This is a genomic window from Pseudomonas koreensis (assembly GCF_025447595.1).
Classification (GTDB): Bacteria; Pseudomonadota; Gammaproteobacteria; order Pseudomonadales; family Pseudomonadaceae; genus Aquipseudomonas; species Aquipseudomonas koreensis_H.
In genome coordinates this window covers 16,562-28,436 of record NZ_JAOEJU010000032.1, presented here as the reverse complement: position 1 = coordinate 28,436, position 11,875 = coordinate 16,562, and the positions used below count along the sequence as shown (strand labels likewise).

The 11,875-nt window shown below is 61.5% G+C and carries 10 protein-coding genes; 6 read left to right on the top strand and 4 right to left on the bottom strand.

What is annotated here, in order from left to right:
• Positions 1-86 precede the first annotated feature (86 nt).
• From N8H71_RS26610 to N8H71_RS26585, 6 genes are all read left to right on the top strand, one after another.
• A complete protein-coding gene (locus N8H71_RS26610) occupies positions 87-674 on the top strand; it encodes a phage tail protein (protein WP_262196275.1) in 588 nt (195 codons plus the stop codon).
• A gap of 56 nt (positions 675-730) precedes the next feature.
• A complete protein-coding gene (locus N8H71_RS26605) occupies positions 731-1,042 on the top strand; it encodes a DUF6916 family protein (protein WP_262196274.1) in 312 nt (103 codons plus the stop codon).
• A gap of 161 nt (positions 1,043-1,203) precedes the next feature.
• Positions 1,204-3,273, top strand: a complete 2,070-nt coding sequence (locus tag N8H71_RS26600) for a type VI secretion system tip protein VgrG (RefSeq protein ID WP_262196272.1) — start codon at positions 1,204-1,206, stop codon at positions 3,271-3,273.
• A complete protein-coding gene (locus N8H71_RS26595; RefSeq protein ID WP_262196271.1) occupies positions 3,270-4,118 on the top strand; it encodes a DUF4123 domain-containing protein in 849 nt (282 codons plus the stop codon). The genes N8H71_RS26600 and N8H71_RS26595 overlap by 4 nt, the downstream gene beginning before the upstream one ends.
• Positions 4,115-4,888, top strand: coding sequence for a hypothetical protein (locus N8H71_RS26590; protein ID WP_262196270.1), 774 nt, complete (start codon positions 4,115-4,117; stop codon positions 4,886-4,888). Before N8H71_RS26595 ends, N8H71_RS26590 begins: the two co-directional genes overlap by 4 nt.
• A 12-nt stretch (positions 4,889-4,900) precedes the next feature.
• The gene (locus N8H71_RS26585; protein ID WP_262196268.1) at positions 4,901-7,087 is read left to right on the top strand and encodes a lipase family protein; all 2,187 of its coding nucleotides are present in this window, start codon (positions 4,901-4,903) and stop codon (positions 7,085-7,087) included.
• A gap of 1 nt (position 7,088) precedes the next feature.
• Here the strand turns inward: N8H71_RS26585 and N8H71_RS26580 are convergent, their stop codons facing one another.
• From N8H71_RS26580 to N8H71_RS26565, 4 genes are read right to left on the bottom strand one after another with little or no spacing between them, the layout of a single operon-like run.
• Complete coding sequence (locus tag N8H71_RS26580; RefSeq protein WP_431768324.1) at positions 7,089-7,580, bottom strand: GNAT family N-acetyltransferase; 492 nt, start codon at positions 7,578-7,580, stop codon at positions 7,089-7,091.
• Positions 7,581-7,591: 11 nt separating this feature from the next.
• On the bottom strand, positions 7,592-9,688 hold the full coding sequence (locus tag N8H71_RS26575; RefSeq protein ID WP_262196266.1) for a biotin/lipoyl-binding protein: 2,097 nt from the start codon (positions 9,686-9,688) through the stop codon (positions 7,592-7,594).
• The gene (locus N8H71_RS26570) at positions 9,689-11,008 is read right to left on the bottom strand and encodes an efflux RND transporter periplasmic adaptor subunit (protein WP_262196265.1); all 1,320 of its coding nucleotides are present in this window, start codon (positions 11,006-11,008) and stop codon (positions 9,689-9,691) included.
• Positions 11,005-11,784, bottom strand: a complete 780-nt coding sequence (locus tag N8H71_RS26565) for an efflux RND transporter periplasmic adaptor subunit (protein WP_085608539.1) — start codon at positions 11,782-11,784, stop codon at positions 11,005-11,007. The genes N8H71_RS26570 and N8H71_RS26565 overlap by 4 nt, the downstream gene beginning before the upstream one ends.
• Positions 11,785-11,875 lie beyond the last annotated feature (91 nt).

Genomic DNA, 11,875 nt, shown 5'->3' with positions numbered 1-11,875 from the left:
GAAGGAGTCAGCACAACGTTTCGACCGGCCCGACAACCAGGGCGACCGCGCGGCGCGCCGACCACATAACAGAAGGATGAGGAACCATGGAAGTCTTTATGGGTACGATTCAACCGTTCGCCTTCAACTTCGCCCCGAGTGGCTGGGCCTTGTGCAACGGGCAAACTCTGGGCATCTCACAATACCAGGCGTTGTTCGCTTTGCTGGGCACTTACTACGGCGGCAATGGCACGACCAACTTTCAACTGCCCAACCTGCAAGGTCGCGTGCCCGTCGCACAAGGCAACGGGCTGGGCCTGACGCCACGCGTCATTGGTCAGGTGTACGGCACCGAAAACGTCACCGCCACCATCGCCAACATGCCCAACCACACCCACGCAATGACCGGTCTCACCGCCAATACGGCCTTGTCGCTGGCAGTACCCGCCAGCAATCCGGCAACCGTGCCCACCGCCACCAATTCGTACATCGGCGCGTCCGGCGGCGGCCCTGGTTCCGCGAACATTTACTCCGACGCCCAGGGCGCCACACCGGTGCCGCTCAAAGGCGTGACCACCACCGTCACCGGTGACATTTCCTCCACCGGCGGCAGCCAGCCACTGCCGATCCTGAACCCGGCCCTGGTTCTCAACTTCAGCGTTGCCCTGAACGGCCTGTTCCCGTCGCGCAACTGAGCCAACGCCGGGGGCTTCACGGCCCCCGGCCGTTCTTTTTTCACTGGAGTCAGACCATGCTGCAAGCGGTTCAGATTCAACACGTCCAGCCGTTGCTCGGACAACAACGCACGCTGTACCTGCCCGATGGCACGGCATTGCCGATTCGGATCGAGCACCTTGATGAGGTCCCCGCGGCAAAAACCCGCTACAGCGAGCGCATGCCCTTCTGCCTCGAATTCAACAGCCTGGTGCCGACCGGGTTCGTCGACGGTTTATGCGCGCTGGAGCTGCCGGAACTCGGCCGGGTCGAGGACATTTTCGTGTCACGGGTGCCGGCGATGGGGCGGGATCCGCAATTGGGTTATTTCTGCATTTCCTTCAACTGATTCGCCACCCTGCAAAACCTTGTAGGGCGATTCTGTAGGCCACGGCTACAGCCTTTGTAATCCGGGCCTTTAAACCGAATTTATTGGGAAACGTCCGACATAAATTCGTGGGTCATCTTGTTAGCGTTGTTCCGAATCTGTCACAGGACAAGGAACAACGGATGTTCAATGCCAATGCTCGTTTGCGCCTCATCACCGACGCCTTTAAACACGATCTGCAGGTGCTGTCCTTCACCGGCACCGAATCCATCAGCCAGCCTTACTCTTTCGACGTCAAACTGGTCAGCCCGAGACCGGACATCGAACTGCCCGGCCTCATGCACCGGCAGGCCTTTCTGGCCTTCGATGACCACGGCCATGGCGTTCATGGACAGATTCGGCACATCGGAAGGGACGATATCGGGCACCGGCTGACGCAATACCACCTGACCCTCGCGCCATGGCTGGCGAATCTGGGTCATCGCTTTAATCAGCGGATTTTTCAGCACCGCAGCGTTGCGCAAATCATCGGGCAGATCCTTCAGGAACATGGCATACACGCGGATGGCTACCGGTTCCAGATCGGCCAGGCCCTGCCGGATCGTGAATATTGCGTGCAGTACAACGAGTCCGACCTGCACTTCATCCAGCGTCTGTGCCAGGAAGACGGTCTGCATTACCACTTCCGCCACAGCCTCGACAGGCACCTGCTGGTGTTTGGCGACGACCAGACCGTCTTCCCCAGACTGGCCCGGCCGACCCTGTTCAAACTGCGCAACGCGATGGTGGCCGACAGGCCGGTGATCCACCGTTTCGATTGCGGGCTCAATACCCGTACTAGTCGCGCCAGTCGGCGCGCCTACGATTTCGAGAGGGCGCGCATCGCGCTGGAATCAGACGCACGAATACCGAACGAAAACCGCCAACCTGATCTGGAGGACTACGCCCATCCGGGACGAATCCTCGAGCGAGAGCACGGCAAACTGCTCGCTCGACGGATCCTGGAACGCCATCGCAGCGATGAACGCGTGGGCTCGGGCGACAGTAACGAACCGGCGCTGGTGTCGGGGCATTTTCTGTCGTTGTCCGGGCACCCCGATCCGGCCTTGAACGACCTCTGGCTGCTGACCGAAATCAAACACGAGGGCAAACAGCCTCAAGTGCTCGAAGAAAGCGGCAGCGATATCGTCCTGAAGGATGAAAGCGACTTCGTCCAGGGCTACCGCAACCATTTCGAAGCCACAACGTGGGATGCGATCTATCGCCCGCCGTTGCACTACGGCAAACCCTCCATCGGCTGTACCCAGACCGCCGTGGTCACCGGCCCGGAAGGCGAAGAAATCCATTGCGACGCCTATGGCCGAGTCAAGGTGCAGTTTTTCTGGGACCGCGAAGGCCAACACAACGACAAGAGCAGTTGCTGGTTGCGGACCACCACGAACTGGGCCGGAAATGCCCATGGCAGCGTGATCATTCCGCGGGTGGGCATGGAAGTGCTGGTGACGTTTCTCGACGGTGATCCCGACAAACCGGTGATCAGTGGTTGCCTGGCCAACAGCGCCAACCCGGTGCCCTATGAGCTGCCGGTGCACAAGACCCGCAGTGTGTTTCGCTCCCGCAGCTCACCAGACAGCAGCGGTTTCAATGAGCTGATGATCGAGGATCGCGCCGGTCAGGAGTTGATCTATCTGCGCGCCCAGCGCGATCTGCAGCAGAAGATCGAGCACGACAGTCACCTGGACATCGGCAACCAGCGCCGGGAAACCATCAAGGGCAACAGCGTCAGCGTGCTCCACGCAGAAGAGCAGCGCGCCATTACCGGTGATCGCAAGACCCATCTCAAGGCCAGCGACTACCTGCATGTCAGCCAGAACAGCCACACACGGATCGGTCAGTCACTGACGGTCGAAGCGGCCGGGCCGGTGTGTTTGAGCGCTGGCGAGCATCTGGTACTGGAGGCCGGAAAAAGCATCAGTCTAAAAGTCGGTGGCGAGCATTTTGTGCTTGATCACGGTGGTCTCTTTGGTAGCAGCGACCTGCTGATCGGCGGTACTCCGACGGCCTTTTTACGCGCGCCGATTCTGCTGCCCGACAGCGTTGAAGACCTGGCGCCACCGACGCCTCTGCCGCCACTGGTAGCGCCCTCGCAAATCGCCTTGATGGTCGACAGCAAAACGCTGGGTGCAGATTTCTGCCCTATCTGCGAAGCCTGTCGAGAAGGATCGTGCATGATCGATGGAGCCGCCGCATGAGCCAATCCTTTGTGCTGCACTGGCTGATCGAGCAACACCGGGCGGATCGCCTCCTGTGCCTGGTACTCGACTCGCAGAACGAACGCGACATGCGCCAGCGCTGGCTGAAAAGCAGCCGTTACGAGCAGTACGCCAGCGTCTACGGTGAAACCGTGGTCGCCGAACTGGCGGACACCGGCCCGTTCCTGTTCACTTTCGACCAGCCCGACGACCGTCGCCTCGATGCCCTGTTCGACAGACCCGACAGTCATTGGGGCTGGCTCGCCAGCCTAGGCAAAGGCGAGTTGAAGACTTGGGTCAGGCACTGGCAGGAACGACTGCTCGCCGGCACCCGCCCGCATCAGGCGCTGTACCGCTTCCACGACAACCGGGTGCTGGGCCGGGCGCTGGAGCATATGCCGATCGAGGCGCTACCGGCGTATCTCGGGCCGGCGATCAGCGTGTGTTACTGGCAGGGCTCCCATTGGCAAAGCACCGACAACCCAGCACCCGGCACCTATTCGCTGCCGGACTCACCGCCATGGCTGCACCTGCCGATGCCCGAACAGCCCGCCATGGAGATCCGGCTGGCCAACGCTCACCGCTTTCTGCTGGCCGAGCATGTGCAGGCCTACGCCGGACTGGCGTGTGCGCAGGATCCGCACATCTGGCTACGCGAGCGACTGGCACAGGCCGAAGCCTGGGGCTGGCTGGCGCCGGAGCGGCTGGAGTTTCTGCTGATTCAGAGCCTGCACACCCCGGCCCTCGCGCCTCACTGGCAACCCCGACCGGACGAAACACCGGACGAACACTTCGATCGGGTTTACCTGCTTTCGAAGAGCTGGAGCGGGGAGATGCCTTCATGAAGATTCAGCTCAAGAGCATCGTCCTGATCGGCGCTTTCGCGGCACTAGGGGGCTGCCAAGGCAAACAGCCGAATACCTTCAAATTCACAGCCGATCTACCACCAGGATTTGCCTACGTCGCAGTGGTTCATTACGTACCCGAAAAAGGCCAGACCTGCACCCTCGACAGACGCGACAACCTTGCCCCGGTGTTCAACAGCAAGTGGCGCACGGACTACAAACCGGATGCCGAGATCACGATTCGCAAGATTGTTAAGGGGTGTCCGTTGGTAATCAGAAAAATCTCCCTGGAAATCAACTCTGCGTATGGCAAGGACTGGGGAGACATCAGCGGTGATCAAGGCATGGTGATCATTCGTGATGTGCTGGAAGAACAGTACAAAAACACCTTCAACGAAGCCGGTGAAAGCTTCATTTACAGCCAGTGCGAATGGTGGTTCCGCACAGTGGGGACCAACCGCCGTATCGTCAAGATTCTTGATTGCTCCTCATCCAGTGCCCAAGGAACCCGAGAGCAGGGCAAAACATTTTCTGCCTTCACCATTGAACAACTACCGGGCAAGACCATGGAATTGAAAGTCAGGTTGGCCAAGGAAGAAAGGCCTGCCATCGGCGACACATGGGTCAAAGTACCAAATGGATGGAAACGCTGTATGGGCGACAACGCTGAGGATCAGTACGCCTTTTGTTACGGCAACTACAAAGACTTCAGCAGCTTTCAAATGCCAGATGGGAAGCAATGCACTGTATATCCCGGATGCACGGAATAAGGAGGTTTCGCCATGACATCACTGGAAAAGGATCTGCAATCGCCATTGAGCAGCCGTCTGTTGAATTGTCCTGTCGGTGGAAACTGGACCAGTTTCCAGCTCATCGATGAGTTCTGCTCGGGTAAACCCTATGCGGGACTAGCCTATGTCGCCACCGACTCTGAAGGCTACAAATACACAGGCCGCCTAGACGCGGAGGGCAGAGGCAGGGTGGATAATCACTTTGCGGGGCCTGTATCGCTGCTGTTTGATCAAGCGTATGAAGGTAATGAAAAGTTCTATTCATATCTGCAAGTCAGACCACATTACCCACTGAAAATAACCGAGATTCAGGTTCGTGCAGAAGCAACCCGCTACCTGAACCCGAATACCACTCGCACGCGTGAACGACCCGAAGTTGCTAACGGAGGGGACTACTTTCAAGTTGAGGTCCGTCATCTGGTCAGACACGTTTCACACCTGCCACCGGAGGTATATCGCGACTACCCCATGGATTCCGGATGCGCAGCCATCATGCGTGAACACGGCAAGCTCGGCGCCGCTCTGATGCCGCAGCGTCACACCGTTCTGGAAGTGCGCCCGCTCCGATCGTTGCGTCCAATGTTGTCCACAGCCCCGGAGTTCTGCGCACTCAATCTGTACCAGCTCGCACTAATGGCGACCTTGAGTTACAGCCCTTTCGGCCAGAAACCCAAAATCCCCTCCGCAGAAACAAAAACAGTAGGGTTTCCTCTGCAACCAAGCATAGGCAATTGGTTTGGTGATTCCTTGGCAAAATGTGAAGAACTGTGGAAAGTCGACAGCGCTCAAACCAAAGCTTACTACCCGCTTTACGAGGATATTCCCTACTCCAGACGACTCGAAATCATACCGTTCGATCCCAACCTGTATCCCATGAACAGACCGACGCCTACAGGCGATCTGGAACACCCGGCCAGCGTTCATTTCCTTGACGATATCGGTAATAAAAACAGCACCGATACCCAAGCATTCATTACCCACAACGACGAACTCATTCTGATTGCGGTGCGCGGCACCGCCGAGATCGTCGCCGACGGATTACGCGATGCTGATGCTCTGCAGGTGCCATTCTCTGAAGGTGAGGGTCAAGTGCATCGTGGCTTCTATGAGGCGGCTAAAAAAGCTGCTGCCTTCGCGGTCAGTTACCTCGATCGCTTTTACACCGGCCAAACACTCCTGATCTGCGGCCACAGCCTCGGAGGTGCGATCACATTACTGCTCTCGGAAATGCTGCGCCGAAGAGCCGGGTTCAACTACAACATCCAGCTCTACACCTACGGCGCCCCCCGCGCCGGCGACGCGGATTTCGTCAGGGGCGCAGCCGATCTCGTGCATCACCGCATGGTTAACCACAACGACCCGGTGCCCAGCGTGCCCGGCAGCTGGATGAACACCAAGGCCGACCTATACGGCGCCGGGGCGGCGCTGACATTCGTGATTGTGCCGCTCGGCCTGTCGGTGTTCGTCGCGGGCATCACCAACTGGACGGGTGAAGCCTACGACCATCATGGCAGCCTGCGACACGCCATGCCGGTGGAGTTCGGCCGTCAGCAGGTGTCGTCGATTCTGTGGGAGCCAGGTTGCGACACCATCAATCAACACGCAGCCTGTGACGTGGCGATCCGGCAGCGGCACGGGTTGCCGGATCGGCCAACGTTGCTCAAGCAGATTTTCGACGCCGGGCATCATTCGATGACCGGCGCGTACATCCCGGCGTGCTGGGCGGTGTTGCGGCGTTGGCAGGAGGCACAGGAATCCAGTCGTTCACTGGTCACCGAGCGGGAGTTCGCGCTGGTTGAATCCGCCCTGCAACGCATCACCGATCAGTTGCGCAGCCAGCGCAACAACCTGCCGGGACGGCCGGACAGCTATGTCCGCACCCGGAAAAACGTCGTCGAAGCGCTCAATCGTGAAATCGAGAAAATCCGCACGACCCGTGAACGGCTGGCCCTTCTCCGGCACCGGCGCATGACCGCCACGGATGTCTATGGATCGCTGGCCGAACAACCGGAACGCCTGGCCGAGAGCCTGCCGCGCTGGCAGCTACATCCGGAAAACCTCGCAGCGGAACAACTGGCCATGGCACCGGACGCCGCCGAGGATGACCCGCTGCTGGCAACGCTTTACGGCCACAGGATCGGCGCGCCGCACACCTTCGATATCGACTCGGTCATCTGACTCAACCCTGCGGATACCACACCAGCCGCTCCGCTGCCGGATTGCGCTCTTCCACCGCGAATCCCAGCGCCAGGTAATGCTGGCGCGCATGGGGGTTGTTGGCCCAGACCACCGTCGCCACCGGGCAACGCACTTGCTGCGCGGCTTTTTGCACACCTTGCAGCACGGTTCGCCCGTAACCTTTGCCCCGGGCCTGGGGAATGAAGGCGAGGTACAACACGCGGATTTCGTTGACGCCGAAATCGGTGCTGAGGGCGCCGATGGCCGTGCCGAGTTTTTCCACGATGTAGTGCATGGCATTCGGATGGTTTTCCCCCATGCCCTGCTCCTGCACCTGAAACTGCTGGGCAACGATTTGCTGCACCTGCTCCTGTTCGCCGTCGATCCATTGCAGATCCGGCCGCGCCGATTGATACAGGCTTTGCAGAAACGGCCCGTCAGTCGTCCGCGAAGGCCGTACCACCAATCCGTCCGCCGCCAGGTTTTCCGTCATCTTCATGCTCCCTAGAAACCGCTTTCCCTGACCCCCAGCGCCGCCATCCGGCGCCAGGCCACACCGAGCACCGATTCGCCGCTGCCCTGCAACACCACCACGCCGCGCAGCGGCTGCACCGGGGTCGGTGCCTGATCCAGCGTAGCCAAACGCACGCCATATTGCGCCTGCACCGGCTCCGCCCGTTGCTGCTGATCGCGGCGCACGGCAATCGGCCCGTGGTGATCGGAAGTCAGCGCCTCCTGATCGACATAGGCCACACCGTTGGTGTCGATTTCATTGAGTTGCACCGCGATAGCGGCATGCATAGGGTCGTCGGCGATAAATCGTCCGGTGGCGCCGGGCCTGACTCGCCACAGCTCGGCTTCGGCCAGGTAACCGCGCAGTCGCGTGCCGTCCTCCACCACCCGCGCCAGCGCATCCTTGCTCGACAGCCAGCGGCCCGGCGTCAGGTTCGGCAGCAGGTCACGCACGGTGCCGGCGTGAGGTGCGCGTAACAGCAGGCGTTCACGTTGGGCGGTCAGGCCGCGATATTCCGCCACCGCTTCGGCGAGACGCTGCTCGACGATGCCGGCGTCGGCGGCGGTTTCACTGCGACCGGCCTGCCGACGCATCAGCAATTGCTGGATGCGGATTTCCCGGCGGACGATGGCCTGCCGCGAATCGAGGTCCGGCGATTCCAGTTCGATCAGCACGTCGCCCTGAGCCACGGTCTGACCATCCTCGACCTTCACGGCTTTGACCCGCGCCGCCGTCGGTGCGTGCAAGGCACTGGCGCGACCGCCCTCGAGCATCGTCGGCAATTCGACCGAACTGCGCCACGGCACGATCAGCACCAGCAACAGGCCGAGTACCGCCAGGCTGCTGAGCAACACCCGAGGGCCGTGAGCCTGTTCGCGGCGGCTCCACCACTGGCGCCACTCACTCATGATCGGAAGAAAGATGAACCACACCAGCTCCACCAGCATCAGGAAGATCCCCAACACCTTGAAGAACAGGTGATAGACCGCCAGCGCGATCCCGAAAAACAACGCCGCACGCCATAACCACGAGCCATACCCCCAGATCAGCAAACGCCGCTGCATCGTCGGCGACCAAGGCTCCGGCGCGGGCGCGCCATAGCCGAACAGAAATTCCCGCAACCGCCAGCGACACAGGGCAAAAGCCCGGCCCTGCAAATTGTCGACTTCCCATAAGTCGCTGAGCAGAAAGTAGCCATCGAAGCGCATGAAGGGGTTGAGATTGACCACCAGCGTGGTGATCCACGTCGCGCTGGCGAGCATGAACGCCGCTGTGCGACCGGGCCCGTCCGGCAGGAACGACCAGACCAGCAGCGCGATGCTCGCCAGCAGCAATTCCGCCAGCACCCCACCGGCACCGATCAGCAATCGCGCGCGTCGATCATTGACCCGCCAGGCATCGCTGACATCGGTGTAGAACATCGGCAGCAAGACCATGAACGCCACGCCCATGCTTTGCACCCGACACCCGGCGCGCTTGGCCATGAACGCATGACCGAACTCGTGACAGAGCTTGGCGAAGAACAGCGAGATGCCAAACGCGATCGCGCCGCCGAGGCTGAACAGGTGCGGAAAGGTGCCGACAAACCGCTGCCAGTCCCGCGACACCAGAAACACCCCGAGCGCCAGCGTCGCGGGAAGACCGTAGCGCAGGACCCTCGGACCGAAGCGCTCCAGCCACGGCCAGGCACGGTTGAGAAAAGCGTCCGGGCGCCACAATGGAATGCGAAAGAACAGGTATTGATGCAGCAGGATTGTCCACAGGCTCTGGCGCTGCGCGAGGGCCTTGAGCTGATAACTGGCGCGTTGTTGCTCGTCGAGTGCGCTGATCAGGTCATGTCCGCGCAGGAACTCCAGCAGTTGCGCCAGCTCGCTGCCGTCCAGCGGCAAACCAGGTTCACGGTTGGCGGCGCGCAGCACTTGTTCGGGATCGCCCAGCGACCAGTGGCGCAACAGGCGCATGGCTGCCGCACCGAGTTTGAAGTAGCGCCCACGCACCGGGTCGGCCAACGTCCAGCGCGGCGAACCGTCCAATGCCGGCGCCGCGGGCGACAATTGCAGGTCGGCACGCAGGCTCGGTAGGGTCATTTACAGGCCTACGCTCTGGCGCAGCCCGGCGAGCGGACGCCGCAGCAGGTACAAGGCCAACGGCGCACGGTCGCCGAAAATTTTTGCGGTGCCGCGCAGGCCGATACGCGGCGGGGCGTCGGCGAAATTGGCGTCCAGCCGATAGGCCAATTGGCCGCCGGCGGTGGGCTGCGCCTCGTAGGCCGAACGTTCGAGGGTGGCGAGATGGCGTTGCAACGGGTCGCTGTCGAGAAACAGCGCGACTTCGGCGCCCGGCTCCAGCGAGATCGCGTCGCCCACCGCCAGCTCGATACGCAGCTCGGCCTGGCTCGGGTCGGCGATTTCCATCAGCCGCTCGCCGGTCTGCACCGGTTTGCCGGTCCAGCGCTCGGCATCGGCGAACACCGCAATACCGTCACGCTCGGCGCGCACTTCGCTGCGGTTGAGCAGTTCGCGGGCGTAGTCGCGTTCGGCGCGCTTCTGTTCGGCGCGGGCGGCCAGCAGGTCGACCCGAGAGCTGGATTCGGCATCGACGAACGAGCGCTGGGAATTGGCTTTGAGTTCCGCTTCGGCGACCCCGAGCGCACGCTCGGCGACATCGGCCTGAGCCTTCAGCGTCGTGCTTTCAAAACGCAGCAACAGGTCACCGGTTTTCACGCTCTGGTTGGGTTTGACCAGAAACTCGGCGATCACACCGTCCAGCGGAGCGGCGACAACGCGCCCGCCCTGAGGCACCACTTCGGCCGGCGCCAGCACCGACTGGCGCACCGGGATCAACAGCCCGAGCAACAACACGGCGACCAGCGCCACCTGGCGTTTGCGGGTCCAGCGCAGCCGCCATGGCTTGCGCGGTTGCAACGCCAGCCAGGCATGGCTGTAGGTGTCACCCAATTGCGACAGCAGCACTTGTTCGGAAGGGTTCCACGGCAGATCACGGGCCAGCCACAAACCGCCGAACACCTGACCCTGACGGTCGATCAACGGCAGCCAGAACACTTGCATGGCCGACAGACTGCACCAGTCGGCCTGAATCGATTCGCCGACCATTTCCGGCGTGATCACCCGCGCCTGTTTCAGCACATCCTGCTTGAACAACTGCGCCACGGCCTGCTCGACGAACGCCACGAACGGCGCATTCGGCTCCACTGCGCTGACGCCGGTCACCGCCTGCACCTTGCCGGCGATCAACAGTGCCGCATGGCGGAAACCGAACAGCGACTGGCCGTCATTGACCAGGCTGTAGGCCAGTTGCGAAATGTCATGAGCGGCGCGGGTCTGCCGTTCGAGATCGAGAAACCGCGCGAACACCTGCTCGGCGGCGCCGCTCACCGGGGCGTTCACTTAAGCTCCGGAAAACGCGCGGTGCCGCTCATGCCAGCGAGCAAGCCTTTGGCTTCGGGGAGTGTGGCGACCAGCAACAGGGTCTGACTGCCTTCATCGATCCGCGCACCGAGGCGTTTGACCGTGGCGTCGATGGCCTGACCGGTTTCATCGGGCACGAAGCTGAACGACTGACCGGGCTTGAGCCTGGCCATCCAGCGCGACGGCACCAGCAGATGGATTTCCAGGGTGCGGTTGTCAACCACATCGAGCAGCGGCGCACCGGCCGGCACGCTCTCATAACGCTGCACCTTGCGCTCGACCACTTGCCCGTCGAACGGCGCGACCACGCTGCAGCGTTTGACCTGGACTTGATAAACCTGGGATTGCGCCTGGGTTTCGCTGACCTTGGCCTCGGCCCGGGCCACTTCAAAACGCCCGACGGAGTTGAGCGCCGCCAGTTGCCGGTTGTGCGCCAGCTCTTCACCGGCGCCACGGCTGGCGGCTTGCGCGGCATTCAACTGGGCCTGATAGGCCGAACAGTCGAAACGCGCCAGGGTATCGCCCTTCTTGAACGACTCGCCCTCGCTGAACGGCAACTCGACGATTCGCCCCGACAACTCACTGGCCAGCGTCGCCTGATCCCGCGCCCGCAACACCCCGCGCGCTTCACTGCTGGCCGACGCATTCGCCGCCCCGCCGTTATCCAGCAGCGGATCGTCTGGCGCGGGCGTTTGAGCCTGAACTGCACACGTTACAAAGGTCAATCCGACAACCCAACCACGAAAACGCCGCATAACCGTTACTCCCTGACGGATGCTCGGAGTCTACGACAGCGGGGATTAGCGTCAAGCGAAAGGCCATCACTCATCCGAAGGGCTGGCGAAA